Annotated in this window: 28 protein-coding genes and 2 pseudogenes; 2 read left to right on the top strand and 28 right to left on the bottom strand. The window is 31.0% G+C overall.

The window, feature by feature from the left end; genetic code table 11:
• Positions 1-27 precede the first annotated feature (27 nt).
• The 7 genes and pseudogenes from ABXT67_RS08050 to ABXT67_RS08020 form a co-directional block, all read right to left on the bottom strand.
• On the bottom strand, positions 28-1,101 hold the full coding sequence (locus tag ABXT67_RS08050; RefSeq protein WP_415376751.1) for a T9SS type A sorting domain-containing protein: 1,074 nt from the start codon (positions 1,099-1,101) through the stop codon (positions 28-30).
• 257 nt (positions 1,102-1,358) lie between these two features.
• Positions 1,359-1,514, bottom strand: coding sequence for a two-component regulator propeller domain-containing protein (locus ABXT67_RS08045; protein WP_415376749.1), 156 nt, complete (start codon positions 1,512-1,514; stop codon positions 1,359-1,361).
• On the bottom strand, positions 1,471-2,214 hold the full coding sequence (locus tag ABXT67_RS08040; protein ID WP_415376748.1) for a ligand-binding sensor domain-containing protein: 744 nt from the start codon (positions 2,212-2,214) through the stop codon (positions 1,471-1,473). Before ABXT67_RS08040 ends, ABXT67_RS08045 begins: the two co-directional genes overlap by 44 nt.
• 51 nt (positions 2,215-2,265) lie before the next feature.
• Positions 2,266-2,487 (bottom strand): annotated as a pseudogene (locus tag ABXT67_RS08035) (two-component regulator propeller domain-containing protein); the annotation flags it as partial.
• 355 nt (positions 2,488-2,842) lie between these two features.
• Positions 2,843-3,220, bottom strand: coding sequence for a hypothetical protein (locus tag ABXT67_RS08030; protein WP_415376747.1), 378 nt, complete (start codon positions 3,218-3,220; stop codon positions 2,843-2,845).
• 308 nt (positions 3,221-3,528) lie between these two features.
• A complete protein-coding gene (locus ABXT67_RS08025; protein WP_415376746.1) occupies positions 3,529-3,864 on the bottom strand; it encodes a hypothetical protein in 336 nt (111 codons plus the stop codon).
• A gap of 416 nt (positions 3,865-4,280) precedes the next feature.
• Positions 4,281-5,273 (bottom strand): AbiH family protein, encoded by a 993-nt coding sequence (locus ABXT67_RS08020; protein WP_415376745.1) that lies wholly within the window; start codon positions 5,271-5,273, stop codon positions 4,281-4,283.
• Positions 5,274-5,741: 468 nt separating this feature from the next.
• On the opposite strand from ABXT67_RS08020, the pseudogene ABXT67_RS08015 reads away from it, so the two are divergent.
• Positions 5,742-5,912, top strand: a pseudogene (locus ABXT67_RS08015) (IS110 family transposase); the annotation flags it as partial.
• Between the two features lie 45 nt (positions 5,913-5,957).
• Here the strand turns inward: ABXT67_RS08015 and ABXT67_RS08010 are convergent.
• The 4 genes from ABXT67_RS08010 to ABXT67_RS07995 all read right to left on the bottom strand — a co-directional run bounded on the left by ABXT67_RS08010 (position 5,958) and on the right by ABXT67_RS07995 (position 9,611).
• Positions 5,958-6,470: a hypothetical protein gene (locus ABXT67_RS08010; RefSeq protein WP_415376744.1), complete on the bottom strand. Its 513-nt coding sequence runs from the start codon at positions 6,468-6,470 to the stop codon at positions 5,958-5,960.
• Between the two features lie 147 nt (positions 6,471-6,617).
• Positions 6,618-7,583: a hypothetical protein gene (locus ABXT67_RS08005; protein ID WP_415376743.1), complete on the bottom strand. Its 966-nt coding sequence runs from the start codon at positions 7,581-7,583 to the stop codon at positions 6,618-6,620.
• Between the two features lie 151 nt (positions 7,584-7,734).
• On the bottom strand, positions 7,735-8,487 hold the full coding sequence (locus ABXT67_RS08000) for a type 1 glutamine amidotransferase domain-containing protein (protein WP_415376741.1): 753 nt from the start codon (positions 8,485-8,487) through the stop codon (positions 7,735-7,737).
• A 200-nt stretch (positions 8,488-8,687) separates the two neighbouring features.
• Positions 8,688-9,611: an SDR family NAD(P)-dependent oxidoreductase gene (locus ABXT67_RS07995; protein ID WP_415376740.1), complete on the bottom strand. Its 924-nt coding sequence runs from the start codon at positions 9,609-9,611 to the stop codon at positions 8,688-8,690.
• A 97-nt stretch (positions 9,612-9,708) separates the two neighbouring features.
• Between ABXT67_RS07995 and ABXT67_RS07990 the strand changes: the two genes are divergently transcribed.
• Positions 9,709-10,278, top strand: coding sequence for a TetR/AcrR family transcriptional regulator (locus ABXT67_RS07990; RefSeq protein ID WP_415376739.1), 570 nt, complete (start codon positions 9,709-9,711; stop codon positions 10,276-10,278).
• A 150-nt stretch (positions 10,279-10,428) separates the two neighbouring features.
• Here ABXT67_RS07990 and ABXT67_RS07985 read toward each other — a convergent pair whose 3' ends face one another.
• The 17 genes from ABXT67_RS07985 to ABXT67_RS07905 all read right to left on the bottom strand — a co-directional run bounded on the left by ABXT67_RS07985 (position 10,429) and on the right by ABXT67_RS07905 (position 23,423).
• Positions 10,429-11,115, bottom strand: coding sequence for a hypothetical protein (locus ABXT67_RS07985; RefSeq protein ID WP_415376737.1), 687 nt, complete (start codon positions 11,113-11,115; stop codon positions 10,429-10,431).
• A 158-nt stretch (positions 11,116-11,273) separates the two neighbouring features.
• The gene (locus ABXT67_RS07980) at positions 11,274-11,864 is read right to left on the bottom strand and encodes a hypothetical protein (protein WP_415376736.1); all 591 of its coding nucleotides are present in this window, start codon (positions 11,862-11,864) and stop codon (positions 11,274-11,276) included.
• Positions 11,854-12,327, bottom strand: coding sequence for an RNA polymerase sigma factor (locus tag ABXT67_RS07975; RefSeq protein WP_415376735.1), 474 nt, complete (start codon positions 12,325-12,327; stop codon positions 11,854-11,856). Before ABXT67_RS07975 ends, ABXT67_RS07980 begins: the two co-directional genes overlap by 11 nt.
• Positions 12,327-13,256 carry an alpha/beta hydrolase gene (locus ABXT67_RS07970; protein ID WP_415376734.1) on the bottom strand — a complete coding sequence of 310 codons (930 nt, stop codon included), beginning with the start codon at positions 13,254-13,256 and terminating at the stop codon, positions 12,327-12,329. The genes ABXT67_RS07975 and ABXT67_RS07970 overlap by 1 nt, the downstream gene beginning before the upstream one ends.
• A 188-nt stretch (positions 13,257-13,444) precedes the next feature.
• On the bottom strand, positions 13,445-14,302 hold the full coding sequence (locus ABXT67_RS07965) for an IS30 family transposase (RefSeq protein ID WP_415376960.1): 858 nt from the start codon (positions 14,300-14,302) through the stop codon (positions 13,445-13,447).
• A 5-nt stretch (positions 14,303-14,307) separates the two neighbouring features.
• Positions 14,308-14,532: a helix-turn-helix domain-containing protein gene (locus ABXT67_RS07960; RefSeq protein WP_415376733.1), complete on the bottom strand. Its 225-nt coding sequence runs from the start codon at positions 14,530-14,532 to the stop codon at positions 14,308-14,310.
• Positions 14,533-15,073: 541 nt separating this feature from the next.
• Complete coding sequence (locus ABXT67_RS07955) at positions 15,074-15,712, bottom strand: hypothetical protein (protein WP_415376731.1); 639 nt, start codon at positions 15,710-15,712, stop codon at positions 15,074-15,076.
• On the bottom strand, positions 15,696-16,190 hold the full coding sequence (locus ABXT67_RS07950; RefSeq protein WP_415376730.1) for an RNA polymerase sigma factor: 495 nt from the start codon (positions 16,188-16,190) through the stop codon (positions 15,696-15,698). The genes ABXT67_RS07955 and ABXT67_RS07950 overlap by 17 nt, the downstream gene beginning before the upstream one ends.
• Positions 16,191-16,219: 29 nt before the next feature.
• Positions 16,220-16,435, bottom strand: a complete 216-nt coding sequence (locus tag ABXT67_RS07945; protein ID WP_415376728.1) for a hypothetical protein — start codon at positions 16,433-16,435, stop codon at positions 16,220-16,222.
• 200 nt (positions 16,436-16,635) lie between these two features.
• Positions 16,636-16,869 (bottom strand): hypothetical protein, encoded by a 234-nt coding sequence (locus ABXT67_RS07940; RefSeq protein WP_415376727.1) that lies wholly within the window; start codon positions 16,867-16,869, stop codon positions 16,636-16,638.
• 214 nt (positions 16,870-17,083) lie between these two features.
• On the bottom strand, positions 17,084-18,574 hold the full coding sequence (locus ABXT67_RS07935; RefSeq protein ID WP_415376725.1) for a serine hydrolase: 1,491 nt from the start codon (positions 18,572-18,574) through the stop codon (positions 17,084-17,086).
• A 94-nt stretch (positions 18,575-18,668) separates the two neighbouring features.
• Positions 18,669-19,202, bottom strand: coding sequence for a helix-turn-helix domain-containing protein (locus ABXT67_RS07930; protein ID WP_415376724.1), 534 nt, complete (start codon positions 19,200-19,202; stop codon positions 18,669-18,671).
• A gap of 234 nt (positions 19,203-19,436) precedes the next feature.
• Complete coding sequence (locus ABXT67_RS07925) at positions 19,437-20,636, bottom strand: serine hydrolase domain-containing protein (protein ID WP_415376723.1); 1,200 nt, start codon at positions 20,634-20,636, stop codon at positions 19,437-19,439.
• 64 nt (positions 20,637-20,700) lie between these two features.
• Positions 20,701-21,867 (bottom strand): serine hydrolase domain-containing protein, encoded by a 1,167-nt coding sequence (locus ABXT67_RS07920; protein WP_415376722.1) that lies wholly within the window; start codon positions 21,865-21,867, stop codon positions 20,701-20,703.
• On the bottom strand, positions 21,860-22,444 hold the full coding sequence (locus ABXT67_RS07915; protein ID WP_415376721.1) for a hypothetical protein: 585 nt from the start codon (positions 22,442-22,444) through the stop codon (positions 21,860-21,862). The genes ABXT67_RS07920 and ABXT67_RS07915 overlap by 8 nt, the downstream gene beginning before the upstream one ends.
• Before the next feature lie 74 nt (positions 22,445-22,518).
• Positions 22,519-23,106: a Crp/Fnr family transcriptional regulator gene (locus tag ABXT67_RS07910; protein ID WP_415376720.1), complete on the bottom strand. Its 588-nt coding sequence runs from the start codon at positions 23,104-23,106 to the stop codon at positions 22,519-22,521.
• 152 nt (positions 23,107-23,258) lie between these two features.
• Positions 23,259-23,423, bottom strand: a complete 165-nt coding sequence (locus ABXT67_RS07905; RefSeq protein WP_415376719.1) for a hypothetical protein — start codon at positions 23,421-23,423, stop codon at positions 23,259-23,261.
• Positions 23,424-23,441: the final 18 nt, after the last annotated feature.

Genomic DNA, 23,441 nt, shown 5'->3' with positions numbered 1-23,441 from the left:
ATGGAGTATACTGCTTGTTGTGCACTTTTATATTTTAATAATTTTGATTACTTCGTTATTTATTTTAAGAAAATACATTTGCGAATCTAATTCAGATAGATTAATCTGTAGCGTATCTGAAGTCCCAGAACCACTTAAAACTAGTTGACCAAACACATTGAAAATTGAATATTCGATGGTTTGATTAGAAGCCCCTGTTACCGTAATCTTGGAGTTGGTAGGATTTGGATAAACTTTGATTTTATCAAGATTATAATCATCAATGTTTAAAACCTCAGCACAATCTAAAAAGTAATCTTTTATATAATCTAGTTGCGTGTTGTTTGTATCATGAGCTGCATCGCCTTTGATATGTACTACATCTCCTGATAAATACGAATATTCTGTTATTTGAGGGTTACCCATCGTTATTCCTGATGTTAGTTGGCTACCTGTATACCCTTGATTTAAGGCTATTTTATAAGCGGCTGTTTCAGCAGGTAAAAAGTCAATTCCAACAACGGATGTACCACCTGAATATGGAATGATTGGGTCATTGTCATTACTTATACTTAAGTATTTTCTGGTGGCTAAAGGATTAACCAAATTATCATAACCACAGAAAGAACTTAAAGGGTCAGTTGAAGCGCTTGGTTTATAAAAATTTCCTAAATGATATTGTGGTTCATTTAAATGAGAAACAATAGCACATACAATGTCAATTCCTGTATTGTTATTTTCTATAAAAATATTATTTGCTAAACCCGCCCCATTAGAAGAGCCTATAATCCTGATTTTATTTGGATTAATATTGGAGTAAGCTTGTAAAATATTGACAAGGTCATTTATCATTTCAATATCAGGAGCATCGCTATCTTCTGCACAAATATTCCAACTATTTAAATAGCCAGTTGGTGCCACTAGAGCATGACATTCCAATATATTCGTGAATTCATTCATCATGCCAGCTCCATTTCCGCCATTTCCATGAAGTAATATGCAGACGGGGAATCCATTTGGAGGCACGGTTCCTGCTGGAACGTTTATATTCATTGGATAGCTATACCCATTTGGTTCTTGAGACCACGATTTAATTATATTAATATTTGTTGTTGATTCCAAGTTTTGGGAAACACTAAGTACGGGAAAGCATAGAAATATGTATAATAATGATCTCATTTATTTAATTTTTAATTACTTCCAACGGTTTGTATAAGAGCAGTATCCGACTAAAATACACTTCCTTTATAGATAGCAATATAATGAATATAACACAAAAATGATTTGAGTTTATACCCAAACTGCTATTGCTTTTATACATTGTTAGCGGCTGCCATATTTTTTTCGAGAGTTTTGATTATTAAAATTCTTATTTTTTTCTATTCTGAAAATGTTGTGAAGTTTTCCCCATCGTATTTTCTTAAACTTGTGTTTCTAGTCCAGAACCAAAGGTTTCCATCGGTATCTACAACAATACAAAACACACCATTATTACTTAGACGCTTTCTCCGAAAAATCAGTAAAGGTTTTTCCATCAAAACGATATAAACCAGTATTGTTTGTTCCTATCCAAATATTTCCTGCATTATCTGCTACCATAGACCAAATCGCATAATCTCCTACACCATCTTGGGTGAAATTTGTACAGGAATTCCCATCATAACGCCATATACCTCCGGTGCCTCCAAACATTCTCATTTTCCCAGTGAACCAAATATTTCCTGCTTTATCTTCTAATATTGGACCAAATCTAACTTTTCCTTCAAGACAAATTGTTCCAGCTTTCTCTTCTACAATTGGACTAAATCTAACATTCTCTGTAAAATCGGTAAAAGTTTTTCCATCATAACGAAAATAACCGTGACTTCTTCCCGAGAACCAAATGTTTCCCGCATCATCTTCTAAAATATAGGGCACCCAGGTATCACCATTCGGTTTATAATTGGTCATGATTTTTCCATCGTAACGGCTAACACCTTCTCCCACTCCCATTCCCGAACAGAACCAGATATTTCCGTTTTTATCTTCTAATATTCGTTCAATCGATTTAAGTTGCAGACCATTTTTATTTACAATGCTCTCATTATTTAGAAAAGTAGAAAACAAGTTGTCTTTATAAATATAAACTCCTTTATTAGTGCCAAACCAAAGTGTTCCATCTTTACTTTGCATCATACCTCCTATTGAAACTCTTGAATTACTAGTTAAAGTATTATTTGAATTTGTTTTTTCCAAAGGAACAGCAACGATCTCTTTCCCATCAAACTTACATAAACCATCACTGGTTCCAAACCAAATATTTCCAATATTATCTTCTAGAATAGAATAAACATAATTATTACTTAGACCGTCTCTAGTAGTAAATTGATTGAATAATTTACCATCATAGCAATAAACACCTTCTCCAGTTGTGCCAAACCAAAGATTTCCTTGTTTATCTTTAAGACTACAATATACATTATTACTTAAGTGAGAACCTTGAGATTTTACAAGTTTAGGTGTTCCAATAGTAATTGTATCTATGTTTTTTAAATCATCTGTTGATTTAGTTTTTACCTGTCGATTACAAGAATTAAAAAATATTAGTACTAGTAAAAAAAATAGAACTCGTCTGTTAAAGAGATATTTAATCTTAGTTTTATTTTAGCTTTTATATCTTTATTTGGAAGTTGATTTATTTTCGTTAGCGTCACTGATGGTTGCGGCTAACGTGATTGTGTATGATTAGTTGCGTTGGCTAGGTCTAAATTAGTAAAAGAAAACGTACCAGAGAAAATTCCTTCGGAATTTTCCAAATAATCACTTGCCAAAGCAATTAATTATACACGTCTTAAGTTTACAATTCATTAAATTTAGATATAAATCAGAAAAAACAATAGAGAGGAATAAGGCTATTATACACGCAGAAGCTTAAGACTTCGTCAACATTAATGAACCCAATTGGTATTTGAGTGCCTGGTAATCCTTCAATAGTATTCTTTAGTGTATTTACAGAATTCCAGCGGTCACTATAATCCGCTTGTTGCAACTCTGCATATGCAATATAAAAGTGCGATGTTTTGGAAGTATCTGCGCTAGTTTGGTTAAAAACCCTAAGATTGGCATAAGGAAAAACACGGTCATATAATATATCTGTAGGTATATCATTTTTATCGAGGGCTGAAAACACTTGGTCAGCTCGCGCTGTATATGGGTTAGAACTTGTTGTTGGAATATTGAATTGAGCTTTAATGGTGGACACAAAAAAAGTACACACTATTACCATTAGTAAAGTCTTGTTAATAAGATTAATTTTAAAAAATTATTGATTGAGAGTAGAAAGATTTAAATTTGCTTTTCCTTCTGTAAGAATAATAATATCGTTGGGGTCATTTATTCCTTGTAGAGTTATTTCATTGAATTTAAAAATAATCTTATTACCATATTCGAGCTCTAATACTTCGATTACCCCTGATGTACTTCTTGATATATGAGTGGTTTCAAGTGTTCTGTTTACACTAAATTCAATCACCGTATTTTCGTCGAAAGTAAAAAATGAATCACCATCTGCTAACCCAAGTGGGTAATTATTAACTCCATTAAGATTATATATATATATATAAACATACTCATATCTTGATTTCTGAACAGCGAAAAAAAGCTGTTTGTTTGATCTATGAAAAATGCTTTATAACCATCATAGTTATTGGGGAAGCTGGAAAAATCTTCTGGTATAAAGAGTTCTCCGTTTATATTGCAGGAGAAAGTGTTTTCTGCTGTGATTGGGGGTGGGTTTTCTGCTGTGATTGGGGGTGGGTCTTCTTGCTCCATGGGTGGAGCGTCGTCGTCTTTTTTGCAGGAAAAAATACTCAAGCAAAGCATTAAATAGATTAACATAAATTTCATAGCGTTTTTTTTTACAAACTCAAAGTTAATTATAGCCAAGCCACTTTCAATGATGTTAAGGCTTTGTTAATTCAAATTACAGGTTGTAAAAAGTTAAATTACATTTTAGACGGCACTTAATTACAGTCAATTAATTATCGATTTGAGATGCTCGTTGGGGGAAAGGCTCTTTTGTTTTTAGTGGCTGCTGGCGTGTTTGGAAAAAACAAATGTGCCTTTTAGGGCAAAGGCAATTTTTGCAAATGTGTTTAATATTTTGTTTTTTTTCTCGCTTATGGGTAACGTGTTGTGTATGGTTAGTTGCGTGGTTAAGCAACTAAATTAGTAAACAAATACGAACCAGAGAAAATTCCGAAGGAATTTTCCAAATAGGCACTTGCCAAAGCAATTAATTATACACGGTGTTAGCAACTGGATTATTTAGTTTTCCCGACAATAAGTTTAGAAAACATATTAGTATTTATTCCGACATAAATTTTAGACCTAACAGTAGTTTTTTCTTCTTCGGTCAAATTTGTCATAGATAAAAATTTTTCTTTTTCAGCTCTTTCTTGTCTACCAATTAGATTTAAATTTTGAAGATTTATTTCATTACCTCTTTTGAATAGTAGTAAAAGACAATCTTCTTTAAGACGTTTTCCAATTAGTTCCCACCATTTAGCATCCGTTTTTCCCAGAGAACAACCAAAAATACATATCAGATTTGCCCTATTTAATTTATCTGATAGCTTTTTATCAATTCCGTTTTTGTTAGCGATATTACAGTTTGGTTTTACTATTGCTTCGATAGCATCTTGATTATCTTGAAAAGATGTATTGTCAATTTGTTCCTTGTCATTTACACCAAGCACCATTTCTCTATCAATGTAACCGTGAATATGCATTAATTCTCTTAACTTAATCGCAACTTGTTTATGATGAACTCCGATTTGTACATTTTCGATACTATTGTCAAGTAATTTTTCTATGGTTTTTGTGTAATTAAAAGTCACTAAATCAACATCCCATTGATGGTTTGCCCATCTTTGAAATAAATTATTTAATTCTACTTTATCATCTAACAAAAATCTATTTTGAGGCGAACTAAGGTAGCTGTGAAGAAGTTTTAAATCAAAACTTACATTGTCTAATTTCTTTTCTTCTGAAATGAGATATTTTCCCAGTTCAGCTTTGATATTTATTATTATATCGTCTAATTGATTTAAATCATCAAGGTTTATTGTGTATTTGCCTAATGCTGTTTCTAAATCTGCCCATATTTCAGACGGATTCTTAATCTCCTTTTTTAAAGCTTGAACATTTAAATTTTCAGATTTTATCTTTTTATAATGAGAATAGAACTGTTCATAACTGGTTTCTAAACCAAGGTTTCTGTCAAATCCATTTCCAATAAAATAAAGTATTTGCATATTTAGTATAGATGTTTTTAAATCTTGTTGCTAACCTGTATATAAACCCCATATGACGTTTATCTCTATTATATCATCACAAATCTAAAACGTTTATGATGTTTTTATTAAAATTATTTCGTGCCACGTGCGGGACCGCAGCTTTGTAATGTTTAAAAATACTCTTAATGCTATTTGTTTTATTACGGTTTCCCGTATTCACGCTAATTATTTTTTACAGGCGATGGTAAAAAAACCAATTTATATACTAAGCACTCCCCCAGCCTTTCTAAAACGCTCTTTAGCTTACCGCTTAGGGTATTGGTAGCGTTCCAGCTTGGTTTGTGTTTCTTGTATGCTGGATCATAAAAGGGGTTCTGTATTCGTAAATATAGATGCATCGGAGTTTAATGTCAATAGGTATAAATACCTGATTTTGGTTTGCTTTTATTTAAATATTACAGCAGTTGGTTTGTAGGGGTCAAAACATACAACAAAGGGTGCAGAGCGCTTTATGAGCGTATTGTCGCCAAAGGAAAAAGTAAAAAACCAGCATTAATTGCGGTTTGTAATAAGCTATTAAAATAAGCTTTTGCAATTGCAAAATCAGGATTAATATATGAGGATACTTACCGAAGTACTTTAGTGAAAAATCAATGAGTTTTTACTTGTTTTTTACCACAGTACTTTGTTGGCATTAGTTTTTTATTCCTTATTCAAAAATTCAGTTACTAAATTATTCTTTTCAGATTCCATTTCGCAAGTCCAACTGTCTATAAACCATCTTCCATTTTCATAATGAAGTTGAATGCTATTTAGTCCTCTAATATTGGATTCAGTTTTTAGGTCAGTTCGTATTTCAAATGCACTCCAAACTTGCGCAATATTTCCAAACTTGCTAACTACTCGTTTTAGTTCCTTTTCATAAAAATCTTCTTTTGGTGATAATCCCATTGGTATATATTCCGCTTCAAGAGTATGTGATTCTGCTTTTCCGTTTTCGTCAAGCCTTGTTATAACCGCATTTTTTGAATGAATATATTTATCTCTTTCAAATTCCCAAGGCTCACTACTCGAACCTGAAACAACATCGTAATATGCATTTATTATTGAATCTACTGATTTTACATCTTTCGCGTATTTTTTTTCGTTCGTTTGTCCAAAAATTGAATTGCAAGCGAAAAATATGCTAATTGATGTAAGTATTATTTTGTTCATATTTTTTTTAATTTTTGTTAACGTGTTTGTTTATGAGTTGTTGCGTGTTTAAGCAACTAATTTAGTAAATACAAAACCAACTAGAAAATCCGCAAGGATTTTCATAAGTAGGCTAGAACTAGCAATAAATTATATAACGTGTTGTGCTTAGTTATTTTTCATCAATTTCTCAATCCAATTAAAGCAATCTTTGTTATCCATTATAGTCCAAGAATGTGGATGTTTAGTTCCGTCTAATTTTATTCCTTTACCCATTGTTATAATCACATTCGCATCTTTATTGCCCATAAGTTTTAAATCATTTATCATAGCAACGATATCAGTTCCATTCCAATCATAAAGGTCTCTTCTTCTTTCATTCATTAACCAATTAACATCTAAATCAGTATACATTCTGATTGGAATGTTTTTTAAGTATTTTGCGTTACCTCCATTTTCTGCTCCATTTGAGTAAATTGATGCCTCTATATATTTTTCAGAAAACTCTTCTGGTGAACCTCCATAAATCTCATTGTAATTGTTCATTATCCATTTCGCTTCTCCAACTCCAAGATCTGAAAAATTTCTTTTAATTTCTCTTTCACAATATTCATAAAAGTGTGCTTTGTCCAATGGCACGTCAAGCCCAAAAACCCCTATTGGTTTCACGTAGGTCTCGTTTCTCTCTTTTACAGATAGTTGTGCATAAACTAAAGAAATCATTCCTCCGTTTGATAGTCCGCCAATTACAAATTTCTCTTTTGAAATATTGTGTTTTTCAGCAACTTCTCTGAATATTCTATTCAAAGTTTTTATTTCAACTTTACGCTCTTCTGTTCCCCAGTTTATTGAAGGAATTATTGTTGCAATTCCTTTGTCAAAAGCAAATTTGGGAATAGAGATTTGTTTTAGCAAATCTTGTGTTGTTTCGCCACCGGAAGGTAAAAGCACTATTGCACCTTTGATTTTTCCTTTTGGTATAAGTTTTAGGTAATAAAGTTCAGTACTTTCTCCGTCATTGATATATAAATCTGAAGTATCAGAACTATTTAATATGACCTTTTCGAAATCCTGACTTTTACAAGAAATACTTATCAGAAGAGATAAAAGAAAAATGATTTTATGTTTGTTCATTGGTCAGTTTTAATTAAGCACAACGTCTTTTTTTATGGTTAGTGGCGTGTTAAGCAACTAATTTAGTAAACAAAAACTTGCCAGAGAAAATTCCGAAGGAATTTTCCAAATAAGCACTTGCCAAAGCAATTAATTATGCACGTTGTTGGCATTAGTTTTCTATTTGGTTAATCATTTCTTTTGCAACTATTGCTGAAGAGGGTAGAAACATAGTCGACACAATTCTCTTGTCAATTACTACATCGTGTTTATCATTCAAATCACTTTTGGATTGAAATATTCCGCCATTTGCTCTCAATTGATTTTCCAATATTACAGGTAATAAAGTTCCTTCTTTAGCCCAGTTTTTAGTAATCTCAGTTGAATTTGGAAAGCCAGTCACTTTCTTCCCTTTTACCATGTATTCATCATTACTAAGTTTGACATTTGCAAAAGCACCAGGTCCGTGTCCACAACCTCCAACTATTCCTCCATTTTCATAAATATTGGCTATGACTGATAATAAATTTTTGTTATTGGCCACATCAAATAATGGTCCATATCCACCACCAATAAAAACGGCTTTATAGTTTTTATAATTTACTAGGTCAGGCGTAAGTGAATTTTCAACATTACCATTAAAATTTTCATATTTTATAGTATAACTGCTAATTCCAATAGGGTCCATTGAGAAAGGAACTTTTCCACCAGTTGGTGAAACAAAGTCAACTTTATATCCGTTCGAAACAAAAATATGATAAGGAGGTGCTACTTCCCAGAGGTTATTGCCTGCAAAGTGTTTTTCTGGGTCGCCCATGTCTTCTGTGTTTGATACTATAATTAATATTCTTCCCTTTTCAGTTTTCTCATTTTTACAGGAAACAAAAGTTAGTAATATCAGTACTGCTAGAAGTGTTTTTTTCATTGATTGAATTTTACATAAGATAATAAATAGAGAGGAATGTTAAAGCATATCACAATTAATGCCAACGATTAGTATATGAAAAGTAGCGGTTTTCAATGCACCTAACTTTCAGATAGTAAGGTAATTAATTAAATGCAAAAACGGTTCAAGTTTGCACAAGAACCGCTATTGCTTTTATATATTGTTGGCAACAGTTTATTCTATTTGATGAATCTATGAATTGCACCATTTGCATTGTCCTGATAAGAAGAATTATTCAAATCAGGGAAAATAGTACTTTGATCTATTACTTGTCCTGTAAGACGCTTAGGTTTACTAGCATAGAAAACACCACTTTTGAAAGAGTCGTCACTAATTCCATCTACAAATCGTTTTGCACCTTTTTCTAATTTATGCACTAAACCTTTGAGAGGCGCCACAATTGGTAACATAATGTATTTAAACATTACCCTTTTAGCGAAGGGAAGATCATTCATGACAGCAGTTCCACTTGTAAATCCTGGGCTCATAGTAATAAGTCGAAGGTTTGGGTTCTTACGAGCTTCTGATGACATCCATAAGGCAGCTATATATTTAATATAACCATAAGCTTCCATTGGATCTGTTTTTTCATCAAAGAAAGTTCCGTCAATTACTTTAGCAAACTCATCTTCCGAAGAGGTTTTCAAAGCAGGTCGATTCATTCCCATGTCTTCAACTCCTCTGGCTCCCTCAGAACCGGCATATAAAGCAACTTTATTAAGTTTTTTTTCTTTGAGAAGTTCATCCATTAGAACTACATGACCAAGTAGGTTGGCAGCAAACAAAGAGGTAACACCATCCGAAGTTACCTCCATAGGACTATTTCCACCCATTCCTCCAGCATTCATGATTAATGCGTCTATTGGTTCTTTTAGTTCGGCAACCGCTAATCTTACTGAATCGGGATTGGAGACATCCATTATGATTATCTCAAAAATGGAACGCCCTGTCGTTTTTTCCAAATCTGCTTTGGCGGCTTTTGCTTTTGTTTCATTACGACAAGCGAGATAAATTTTTTCTGTTTCTTTTATCAAACCCAATTGTCGAGCGGTATCTTTTCCAAGTCCACTATTTGCTCCTGTTATTAGAATGCTTTTATTCATTTTATTATTTTTTATTTGTACTAATCGGTACAAATCTAATAAATATTTTACCAACTGGTACAAATAATTAATTATTTATTACTTTTGAAAAAAATAAATGATGCCAAGAGTAAAATTATTTGACAAGGAGGAAGCTTTAAAAAAAGCGATGGAACTATTCTGGGAAAAGGGATATGCTGCTACATCCTTAAGTGATTTAACTAGACATCTAGGGATAGGTAAAGGAAGTTTTTATGCGACATTTAATAGCAAAAGATATTTATTTGATGCCTGTTTTGATGTGTACCGGAATACAAATGTGCCACTTCTAGAACAACTTTTAAACTCGGAACCAAATGTGAAAATTGGATTGCAAAAACTATTGGAATTTAATTTAGAACATCTCCTTAGTGACGGCAAGCACAAGGGGTGTTTTATGGCCAACAGTTGTTCCGAAATTCATGGCGAAAGTGAAGTTTTATTAGGAAAACTTGTAGAACATTATAATAATGTTGAACAGATACTGGTTGCTTACTTGAAGGGAGGGAAAATTAAACCTAAAAAAGCCGAATCCATTTCAGCAATGACGTTAACCTTTTTAATAGGAATGAGTCAGCAATCGAAGATTAATAGAGATAGAATAAACTATTTGGGCTCTATAAAACATTTGGTTGGAATGTTGAATTAAATTCCCGAAAACTTGTTTCAGGATTCTACCGTTTTTTATATTGTTGCCAACGCTTCGTATGTGAAAAGTAGGCAATTTCGAAGCACGAAGCTTTCGTTTAAGCACTAACTTTGCTACGATCCTAAAGCCTTGTTTGTACTACTATTCCGCCTAATTTTTATATACATTGTTAGCAATAGTATTTATTAGTTTGTTGTTCAGTTTCTCTATATAATCTTTTCGTTCACTCAATTGCTTGAAATTAGTCTCGAAAGTTATAGTTTTATTCAAGTTTGGAAATGATAGTTTATTTTTTGCGATTGAATTAGAAGTCAAAATATTGAAATAATTATAAACTAAAATAATTTTTTGCAGAAAGTCCGTTCGAATTATTTTAAATCCAATTTTTTCCGCTGTTCTTTTATTCAAAATGTAGCTCGTTCCGCGAACTTTTATTTTACTTTCATTTTCGTATTTTTTTATTAAGTCCAACAATCCTTGCAAATACTGTTGGATGATAAAATTTGTTCTTTGTTTCCCATTCATTCTTTTGTCAATCACAAAATAATAATCAAACAAAGTTCCTCCGTGAATTTTTATTGTTCCGTTTTTAGGTTTTTCAGTTATAAACAAAGGCGAATAATAAATTATTCTCCCACTTTTTTTTAAGGATGGCATATCAAAAAATGGGGCAATTAAAGACAGGGTAATAGTAAATGTCAAAATTCCAATCAGATATATTCCTGAATAGATTGATATAATAATTGCAATTGATATAATTATAAGAGAACAAATCGCTATCACAATTGAAATTCTATTTTGCTCCTTTTTATTTTTATTATAGAATGGGTGTTCCAAAATTTTTCTTTTTTATTATTGCTAATGTTATTGTGTATGGTTAGTTGCGCGGTTTAGTACCTAATTTAGTAAATAAAACCCGAATATAAAATCTGAGAGAATTTTCGCAAGTAGGCTAGAACTAACAATAAAAGATATACGGTGTTATATGCTGCCTTTTAGTCTATCATTTGATTATTTAATTTCTCAAATTCAGCTATGAGCTTATTAAATTTTGCATTTTGTTTCATAATTGCTTTAGGTCTTATATAAAACCAATTTATTACAAACCAAAGTATGGTTATAGCATAGGTGATTATTCCCCAAGTCATTGTCATTTTAGAAACATACTCAAAAAGATATAGCCCAATTCCTAAAGAAAGCATTATAAAATAGATATTTAACATTTTTGTTTGTTGGAATACTTGTGATTCTTTTAACCTGATAAGTTGTTGAAGAAATTCCTTACTATTGGATTCTGTCTTATTCTTAGAAAGTAAAGAGAACTGTTTATTAAAAGGTAGTAAAAAAATAATTATAGCTAAAATAGTTAATACAATACCAATCTTTGTCGTTACAAATTCAGGTTGATAATAATACCAAATAAAGCCAATAAAAGTAATGGTTAGTAAAAGTGTAACGTTAACCACTATGAGTTTTAAAAAGCTTTTGCTTTTTAGTTTATTTGCTTTAACATAAAGCACTTCAACTTCTGGGGTTTCTGTTTTTTGCGTATTCCATATTTTTTTTAAATCTATATTAGTTTCCATTTTTCTTGAATTTTTGTGTTAATTTTTCTTTTATTCTGTGAATCTTAACTCTAACGTTGCCTTCAGATAGACCAACAATGTCAGCTATTTCTTTTTGATTCACATCTTCTAGTTCCAACGATATGACGATGCGTTCTACTTCTGGTAATTCTGAAATACATTGATATAGAAATTGTATATCCTTTTCTATGTTTGTATCTAAAATATCATCCTTAATCTCCAGAGGTAATTCCGATTTAGGCATCTTGTTTTCTTTTTGGATTTGACGTAAACAAGTATTGGAAGCTATTCTAAATATCCAAGTTCCTATAGAAGATTCGTTTCTAAATTTCGGTAATTGTTTCCAAACTTTAATAAATGTTTCTTGAGCTAAATCCTTTGCTTTATCAGTATCATTTACATAACCCATACATAACCTAAAAACTTTTTGCCAGTGTGTTTTATAAATAGTTTCGAAATTCATTACTCAGTCCATTTTTTTAACGCATTAATAAATCTAGTTTGTTGGTCTATAAAGAGGTTATGAGAGCAGTTGTTTAAATAAACTAAATTATCTTCACCAATTAGCTTTTCAATATTTCTTATTTGAGTTTCTGAAAATAGTCCATCATCTTTACCATATAAACCAAAAACAGGTATGTCATTCTTTAATAATTGTTTTACTTCTTGATTTAAATTTAGCGTTGTATATTTTTCATTTTGCCAAAAACCTCTTGGTGCTTCATAAGTCATTTTTGAACTATATTTTATGAGTAAACTATCTGTTTTAAAGCTTGAATATATATTTATTGCTTCTTGTGTTGGCTCTTTTGCATAATAAAATCCGTTTTGCATAGCGTGAGTAAAACAGTATGAACTGTACTCTAAAGAGCTTTTGTTCATTTTTTCTAACATATTTATATAGTTAAGATTAACAGAATCTTTATTACTAATGTAAATTGATTTTGATGATTTTAATATGGTTGAAAGCATTTCTTGCATTGAAAGCGGTGCTGAGACAAGAATAATCGATTTAGTTTTTTCTGGATGCTTTTCTGCATATAAGGTTGCAATAATACCACCGAAGCTGTGTCCTATTAGCGTTGCTGATGTTAAATTGAATTTATCGTAAATTAAATTTATATCATCAAAAGTTTCATTAAAAGTGAATTTTGCATTTTTGTCTGGTGACCTTCCTTCTCCACGTCTATCGTAAGTAATGACATAAAAACCATTTTCCGAAAGTTTCTGAGCTGTAGTTGATTCAAAACCCACAGAATTATATCCTGGTCCACCGTGAAGATAGATAAGCGACTTATCATTCGGATTACCAAATGCTTTTGAATAAATTGTTTGAGAATTAACTACGACTGTAGATACTATAAATACGAATACTGTTAGTGCTTTTTTCATTTTGTTTCCTTTTATTTTTCATTTAGATACAAGGAATGTCAAAATGTTACAAATTATTTTTTTTAGGTTACATATAACGGGATTCTGTATGGTTAGTTGCGTGGTTAAGCAACTAATTTAGTAAATAAAAACCAACGCGAGAAAATTCCGAAGGAATTTTCCAAATAAGCACTTGCCAAAGCAATTAATTATATTCGGTTTTTAATTCTGTCCATAAATAAAATCCGGTTATTATATGTTTGTTTTTGTTGTTCTTCTAAAGAGATAAAAGGCGCACTATCCAGTAGAAGTTTTCCCAAATAGCCAAATTGAGAGTGATTTCCACCAACGACTTTTATCATATGTGTGTTTTTTGGCAATTTTGCTTTGTTTTCCATAACTTCTGGAACACTTACAAGTCCGTCAAATTCGGCGTAGAGTTTGATTGTTGGTAAATTCCTATCTGATAAATCAAACTCTCTTGGATGTGATGTTCCTAAAAGGAAAAGTCCGTTCATCAAGTTTGGTTTTTCATAAACGAATTGCGATGCTATTTTCGCTCCTTGCGAATGTCCGCCAATTATATAATTCCCATTTTTTAGGTCGAACATTTCATTGATTTTTGAGTAATCCCATTGTGGCATCCTCAAATCCATTTTTATTAAATGACAAGTAAATCCAGTTTTACGTTCTACAATAGTTCCAATAGCACTTTTATGGTTTTTTCCGATGACTAAATCACCTTCCCAATGTCCGATTTCTTCTCTAAGGTTAATATGCTTAGGTCTACTGTCAATACTGACTTGGTTTATAATTTTACTTCCACCACCACGCCTTTTTTTAGGAGGTCTACGTCTTGTTTTTTTACGTACAAGAAGTTTGATTAACTTTTTATTTAAACTTGCTTGTGGTCTTGTATAAATATGTCTGTAAATAGCTTCGTGAGAAATAGACATTATTTGATCATTAGGATACAGCTCTTTGAGTCTTCCAGAAATTTGTTCAGGAGTCCAGTTTGATAAAAGACCTCTATAGACAAAAAATTTAAGTAGAGAATATGTACTTATTTTATCTATTTTCTTTTGTTTAAATAGTCTTCTTTAGCACACCAATGAGAAAGTTCAGCATCGTAATTATCTTCCTTTTTCTGTACCCATTTATTGACTTCTCTACCAATTGTTGAACGAGTTCTACCGAGTCTAATAGCTATATAGGATTTAGACTTTTTTTCTATTAAAAGAGTCTGAATAATCACTCTTTCTTTTAAAGTTAATCTTCTCTGTTTTTTTAATTCCATTTTACAAATCTATTAATTTAGATTTGTTGCGTTAAGTTATTGAATGGAGGGCCTTGGAGATATATTAAGCACAACGAATTTCTATATGAAAAGTAGGACTTGGCGCGGCGTGCGGCTTGAAGCGGCGAACCCTGCCAACATCTTCCTTCTCTTGGATTAATTGAGCCGCGTGCGAATCAGAAAGGCAAGCGAGTTCAGATTTATCAGAAACCAAGATAGTTAATTATTTGTACGAAACTTAATGCTTTCGATAATCTTGCCCTATTTTTTATATACTTTGTTATCTACTTTTGCTACAGCTTTGAGTGAAAGCGTACTGTTCAGTCGTTTGGTTTTTTATGTCGCAATGGAATCAGAAGTTTCTATTTAATTCAAAACTGTCAAATAAAACTAAATCATCAGAACGTATTTAATTCAGAAATCACATTATTACAAACTTGAATGTGACTAGTTTAACTATACACATTATTGTAAAGGAACAATTTAGATAACAAAACCTAAACTGCGTTTCAATGCAGCTTAGGTTTTGTTATGACCATTTTCAGTTCTGTAACTTCTCCATTTCGGCAATCATAATCTCAAGTTTTTTAAAAATCCTACCGTAGAATAAATTCACATCCCACTGATATATTTTACCTCCAAAAACATACATCAAAATTGCGAGAACAAAAGATATAATCCACGCAAATGTTGGTATTCCATAAATTAAATGAAACCCAGAATTCGAAATAGCTGTACTCGTTACTTCTCCTGACTTTAATGCATGCATAATTGGCATTAATGATGCTAAAAATATCAAGGGATAGAAAAAACGCATAACTTTTGAGTTGTTTGAAATAGCTTTTTTAACCCAGGTATGGAATGATTTCAGATAATCATAGCTATTCATACTCGCATCTATGTTTTTTATGGTTCTGGCGTGCTTAATACTCAACCAATAAACACCTATAAATAGAATAAAAATAAATATTCCAACGTAGGGTACCCCAAGCATTGTATACAATCCTAAACTCATTGTTGCAATAACTACAATGAGATATAAATTAAATCTCATTGCTCTTTTCAATTTATCAATAATAGTTTTCGTTTTTTGATTGTAAAGATTATTTAGTTTAGGAGCAATGAGTGCATCACTTTCGATAAATCCCTGTTTCCAAATTGCTTCAATAGATTTTTCCATTTAATATTTTTTTTAAACGCTCTTTTATTCTTTTAATTCGTACCCCAACGTTGTTGGGGTTGGTGCCTATAATATCTGCAATCTCTTGATATGATTTTTCTTCTAAATAAAGTAGAATTACTCCTCTATCAACTTCTGATAATTGCCTAATGCCATCATACAATTGATTAAGTGATTCATCTGCAAATGCCTTGTTTTCTTCAATTGACACCTCTGGCAATGAGTCAGATGCGAAATACTGGTGATTGGCTTTCTTCTTCTTCTTTAAGAAAGTTAAACTTACGTTCAACGATATCTTGTAAAGCCATGTAGACCATTCACATTGTTCCTTAAAATTGTTGTTGCTTCTCCAAATTTGTAAACACACTTCTTGATAGCAGTCTTCAAAATCTTCCTGAGAATTAGTATATGCACGACAAATTTTTACAAGAATTCCTGCGTAGGGTAGTATTTTTAATCTGTAAAAATCGTTACTCATTAACCATTAATTTCTGGTAAAAAATTTGCTTACGATTCCATGTGCTTTTCACGAAAAAATGTATTTGAAAAATATCCTAGTAAGGAAACTTGGATAGCAGCAGCAACAATGAGAATGTTAATTGCGAGTTGTTGGTTGTCCTCCCCATTTATCAAATAACTGCATAATAGAATAACTACTGCCCAGATTATAGCGTTTAAGATTTGAACAATTCTAATACTTGTGCTTCGTTTTTTTGATTTCATAACTGTATTTAATTATTGTGGTTTCTTAGTTAGTGGCAGAAATCAAAAATTATTACACCCTTCAAGATATTTTTTATACATTATTCTGTGCAGTAATTTAGTTCATGTTTTTAAATGAACCAAATTACAATGTAATTCGGCCGAAACATTTTATCTCACGAAATAACCTTGGCTTCCAAATGTGATGTGTTTTTCAGTTATCAAGTTAGTGTATTAATTTCTTTAAATGTTGCTAAAGAAATATTTAAAAATCTAAAATCGTTAATCTGATTTTTTCTTTGAAAAGTTTGTATTACACTACTTTTCACTGAACCATAAGGTCCAGAAATAGCAATGTTTTTAATCTTATCTATATTTAAAAGAGCCCAATTTAGAGATTCAATGTAATAATCGATGTTTTCAGCATTATCAGTTGGTGATAATGAGTTAACCAATCAATTAATTTCTTTAAAATGTTAAGCAATTTTTTCTTGTTCATTCCTTGGTTTTATTCTTTTTTTGGTATTGTGCCTAACGTTGTTGTATGTGGTTTGTTGCGTGTTTCAAGTAACTAATTTAGTAAATAATTACTAACCAAGAAAGTCCGTGAGGATTTTCGTAAGTAGGCTAGAACTAGCAACTAATTATACATGGTGCTGGCAGTAGTTTTTATCTTTTCATTTCTACTTCCATTATTCCTTGTCCGTTTTCTCCTAAATATTTTAATAAGACTTCTTGAAAAGCACCAGTTCCATTGTCGCTGTTAGTAAATATTATAAGACCTTGTTTTGTCTTTGGTATAATAAAAGCGATTGTATGTACACCTATGTCGTCTCCTCCGTGAACCATTGCAAAATCCTTGTTTGAATTAATATTTTCGTCAATCCACCAACCCAACCCAAAATATTTAAAATCATTTATTCTAACCTGTTCAGATACGGTTTCTTGTAATAAATTTTTGGATATACCAGCTCCATTTAGAACATAATTTACAAACGTAGTATAGTCTTCAATAGTTGTTAATAAATCGTCTGCTCCAGATGCTGTATTGTGTTTTTTGGTAGGATATATTTTTCCTCCTTTTTCAGTATGCCATTTTGCAAACCTAGATTCATATTGTTCGTTCCAAACAAAATTAGTATTGTACATTTTAAGTGGCTTAAAGATTAATTCGTCTGCCAATTGCTGAATACTTTTATTAAATTTATTTCCCAATACTTTTTTCAAATACTCAAATCCTTCTCCTGAATATTGATATTTTGTTCCTGGCTCAAACTCGAAACTTAATTTACCATTTTCATTATTTCCTCTCCAATTAGAAAACCCTGTTTGATGGCTTAAAATTATTCTTACTGTCAGTTTTTTTGTTCTTATGTCACTAATAATATCTGGGTCAATATAGTATTTATAAACAGGTTCATCTAAACTTAGTTTACCTGAGTCAATTAATTTTAAAGCTACTAAAGCAGTAATTGGTTTTGTTAATGAGGCAATATTCCAAATCGTATTTTTGGGTGCTGTTTTACCTTTTTCTAATTCGCCAAAAACACTAATTTGTTTAATTTTTCCATCTTCAATATACCCAATACCTAATGCAGGAATGCTTTTTTCTTTCAACCATTTTTCTGTTATGTTCTTATCTTTAAATAATAATTCGTTGTCAATTGGTTTATCAACATTTTTATGATCATAACTTAAACCTTTGTTTAATTTCAATTTTCCATTTTCAAGGATCCATAAGTGTGTGAATTTTGCTACACTCGTTAGGTATTCATTTTTATTTTTTTCGATAGCATAGAAACGATGTATTCCAGTTTGAATTGCTCCATATAAAACGCCGTTATTATTTAAAGGAAAAATGTCTAATGATTTTTCATCTAAAACTCTTTTTGGCTTATAGTCTAACTTACAAAGTCCGTTTTCTATACTTTGAATAAATTCAGACTTTGATTTTGTAATTCCTCCTTGGTCGTGATAAAACTCAAAATTATCACTTACTAGTTTTTTAAATTGTGTAATGTCACAATTATTAAAACCAATATTAAAAAGAAGACTATCTTTTTCTTTTATTGTTTTGTGTAGTTCAGATAATTTTTCAACTTGAGCATTTGCTAATGTTGTAAGAAATAATAGGTTAATTAATAAGAAATATTTTTTCATTGTTTGATTTTTATCATTCAAACAAAAGTCAGTATTAAGTATCAAAAAATGTGCTAAAATAACCCGACAAATATCTGACAATAAATTGGCGTGTTTATATAAAGCTGAATTTCAGATTTATATGTAATTTGTTGTTTTTTTCTATTTCTGCTGTATTTCGAATAATAACATAGAGGTTCGTTATTATTAAAACCAGCATAGCAAGCGGGATTATTTCTTTGCTAAAAGAAAACCACTTAGACAAAAAAGCAATTAATAGTGTAACAATGAGAAAGGATAATGTCCATAATATTTGAATAGAGATTATTTGTTTTGTAAGAGCATTGATTTCCTTTTTCCAACGCATAAGAATTAGTGGCATAATAATACTTCCAAGAGGAACTATCAGTAATAATATTGAAGATAAATTGATGTATTTAATAAGTTGTTTGTTAATTTTTTTGGATTCTTCTTTTAATAAATCTTCTTTACTAATTCCTAATGCTTTGCATAACCTTTCTAAAGTATATCCTTTCGGTTTTACACCAGATTCAATTCTTTGTATAGTTCTTACAGATATACCTGACTTTATTGCCAGCTCTTCTTGGGTTAAGTTTAGTTTTTCTCTATGTTCTAAAAGTAATGACATTTCTTAAAATTAGTTTTAAAGCATTATCTCAGTTCTCAAATTACTGCCAACGCCTCGGCGATGGTTAGTACGGGAATTAAAATTACTGAATTTCCGATTAAGCACTTAGCCAAAACTTTTAATTTTGTTCTTTATAAAGCCAAATCAAAAAGATTTGACGGACTTGGTTAAAAGCACTAACCTTTGGGTTAAGCACAAAACCCGTATTAATTATAGCCATTGTTACCAGCTGGCTTATAATTTAGTTTCATATTCTTCTAATTTTTTCCATATATCTATAAATTCCTTTATTCCTTCTTTTTTAAGGTCGGTATTGACAATCAAAAGTTTTCCGATTTTAGTTTCAGTGTTGAAAAACATATGGGTTACGACTCCTGGGTCTCCACCAGTATGACCTATTTGTCCTTGCGCTGAAATACCCATAAAAACACCCATATTATATTCGTCATTATAAGCACTTTCATTTCTTTCATTATAATTTTTATCAGTCAGTTGTGGTCTAAATAGTTCCTCATAACTTTGCTTATTTAAGATGCTACCATTACCATTATTACCTGCAATTAGTTCGGTTAAGTATTTCCCTAAATCAGTAGAAGAAGTAATTAAACCACCATCAGGATAATTAACCAATTGATAAAAAGCTAATTCGGTTTCTTTGTCTTTGTATAATTTAGAATGTTTTGAAAAATCTACTTCAGTAAATGACCAACCAGAATTGGACATTCCTAAAGGTGTAAGAATATGCTCGTTGGTAAATTCGTTAAATGATTGATTGGTTGCCTTTTCTATTACCAAGGCGGCTAATCCTGCGGCAACATTTGAATATTCAAATATTTCTCCTGGCTTTGTCTTTAAAAAATTCTTCTTCTTATACCACTTCCCTTCTGTACTTAAAATATTTTTTAAAAATTCACCCAGAACCAATTTTTCATCAGGTGAACGAAAATTGCTGTTTACTTTAGCTTCCTTATTCTCTTTTTCTTTTAAAATATATCCATTCTTCTCATATCTAGAAGGATCTTTAATACTAGAGGTGTGAGTTGCTAATTGTCGTATTGTAATTTGTTCATTAGGGAAATACGGATTATTTACATTAAAAGATAAGTGTTTATTTATGGGGTCGTCTAAATTTAGTTTTTCAAGCTCCTGAGCTTTAAGTAATGCAATGCCAATAAAAGTTTTGGAAATAGAAGCAATGTTTTGAACTGTATTATTAGTGTATTTCTTGCTCGCTTTAATGTCAGAATACCCAAACCCTTTTTCGTATAGTGTGCCATCTTGATTTACAATAGCCACGGAGAATCCATTAATATATTCTCTTGAACATATATTCTCAAGTTCTTCGGTCAATTTTCTTAAAATAGAATCATTTGTTTGACAATACATTGAGCTAACAAGAATATTTAAGATTAATGTTATAACTAATTTTTTCATTTATTTTGAGTGTTTTATTGTTCGTTACCTAATATACAGGTATTTAAATCGTTAATTTAGGGAATTATTCGAATGCAACATCTTTTATATCAGAAATGAAATCAAGGGTTGTATTAAATAAGTCATCAGAAGGGGTGAAATTTAGAAGTATAATTACAGTAATATCTTCGTTAGGATAGTAATGAGCTACAGAGGTAAAACCGTCTGCACCACCTGTATGTCCGTAACTAATACCGTGTTCATTCTGAAAATATTCTAATCCAAAACCATTTTTTCCGTTACCTTCAATATCAAACCAATCCTGCATTTTCATTAAACTAGCTTGACTTAATAGATTTCCTTGCATTAATTCATCAAAGAATCTACCAAGGTCTTGAGGGTTTATTATTATACCACCGTCACCTGTGCTTAATTCGTCTTCGTATAAGAAGTCTGAAAGAATAAAACCATTTCCGTAAAGATTATAATACCCACTTATAAGGCTAGTTGAGGCAGCATCTCTTCCAGTCCCGTAATAAGCGTTTTCTAATTCTAATGGTAAAAATAGATTTTCATCATATGCATCTTTTAAAGTCATATTTGTAGCATTTTCTATAATCATCCCTAACAAAAGAAAGTTCGTGTTTGAGTATGAATATTTTTGTCCGACTGGAAAACTTGCTTCCTTCCCATAAACATATTTTAAAATATCTTCTTGTACCCAGTAGTTATGTTCAGTGTTGTACCTAGCCATTTCAAATTTGGTAGTATAGTAATCTGCTATTCCACTTTTATGGCTCAGCAAGTCAGCAATAGTAGCTTCATTTGCATTCTCTATATTGTTTGCTATAGAAGATGGAATCCATTCCGAGATGTTATCATCTATACTCAGTATGCCATTATCAACCAATGAAAATATTACAGTTGCAGTAAAAACTTTGGTTATACTAGCTATCATAAATTGATTTCCTTTATCTACATCAATATTAGATAAGATATCTGCTTTACCACCAGCACCTATCCAAATGCCATTATTATCTTTTACATATATAGAGGTTCCTATGATGCCTTTTTTTATATATGAATCAATTACAGATTGATAGGTGTCATTCTTTATATGCTGAAAACTATTATCTTCAAAAGATAGGGTATTGTTAAATTGATTGCTTGGAATAATACCATCCTTTTCACAAGAAGAACAACACAATAAAATTGTTACAACAATAAATGTGTATTTTTTTATTTTATTCATTTTTAGTTTTGTTTAATTTAATAGAAATACCTAAGTGAAAATTTGTAAATAGTCGTTCAGTATCAGAACCAGCCATCATTAATTCATATTTTATATAAGGGGAAATTCTTTTTGTTTTTAAATAACTAATGCCAAATCCGGCATTGGTTAATAAAAAAGCTTGGTTAAGCTGTTTTTTTTCATAAGAGCCTTGTGAGGTATCGAACGAATAGGCATCACCGGGATAAAAAGTATGAATATAACCTAGTCCAGCATATACATTTATTCCTATAGTCCCTAATATTTTTAACTGATAGCTATATGTGAATTTTAAATAGGGTGCATTTGCAATTAGTTTATGGTTAAAAAAACCTAATTGAGCAGAGATTTTTTGCGTTGTGATTGGTTTGTCATTCTGTAAAAATGTAAAGCCAATTTCTCCACCTAAATAAATAGGTTCGAATTGTACAAATGGTAAACCAAATGTATTATTATAAATGGATAGTGATATTTCTTTATTTTCACCATTGAACTGACTGTAGCTTTCAACATAGTTAAGAGAAAATACAATAAGCAGAATTACTTTTATAGTACGCATGTATTAATTTTTTTTTAAATAAATGCAAAGAACGGTTCTTTACGTTTTCTATTTCTTATTCTCAAATAAGAAATTTACTTCTTTAAAAAGTATTCTTTCTTTATTCTACTAAAAGTTTCAGGTGTTAAATTGAGGTAGTTTGCGACCAGTTTTTGAGGAACTTCTTGCAAGTATCTGTTTGCATTTTGATTGGTTTGCATAAATAATTCAAAGCGTTTGAAGGCATTTTTTTTCTGAAGAAGATAAGACCTTTTTTCTCGTTCAAGATGTGTTTTTTCCCAAGATTTCGCATATATATAACAAAAGGCATGATTCTCATAACGAAGCTTTTCTGCTTGTTCCTTTGTTAAATAAAGTACTTCTACATCTGTTATAGCAGTTTGTATCTCTACAGAAGGTGTTTCTTCTAAATAGCTTTTAAGATTATTAAAGTACATTTCCGAGAGTGAAATGTCAGTTGTGAAAATTTCATCTTCTATCATTATTTCTTGATGAACAATGCCGTTTAAAACTAGGTTTGTTTTTTTTTCAATTTTTCCAAAATCCAATATTCGCTCATTCTTTTTATATTTTTTATGATGCATTATTTTGGTTATCTCTTCAAAATCTGTGGCGCTAAGAGGATAAATTTCTCTAAGGGAATTATAAAGTAGTTCACTCATTAATGGTGTTTTTTTAGCTTGCTAGTAACGGTTAGTATATGGTTTGTTGGGTTTTTAAGCAACTAATTTAGCAAACAAATCACAGACAGAAAATTCCAGCGGAATTTTCGTAAGTAAGCTAGAACTAGCAATAAATTATATACTTTTTTAACCTAGTTTTTATTAGACTTTATCACTTCCAATATAACATTAAAAGCCTTATCATTTCCATTAAAATAATCGGTTGATGATAAACTGATAGGAATATGTGGCGCAATCCATTTGCGATTATCCTCTGCTTTTGATGTTTGATGAAATTGTGTCGAAATAAGTCCCATTAATCCTGAATATGGTAA

Source organism: Patiriisocius sp. Uisw_017, from assembly GCF_047731265.1.
Taxonomy (GTDB): Bacteria; Bacteroidota; Bacteroidia; order Flavobacteriales; family Flavobacteriaceae; genus Patiriisocius.
This window is presented reverse-complemented; position numbering and strand designations above follow the sequence as displayed.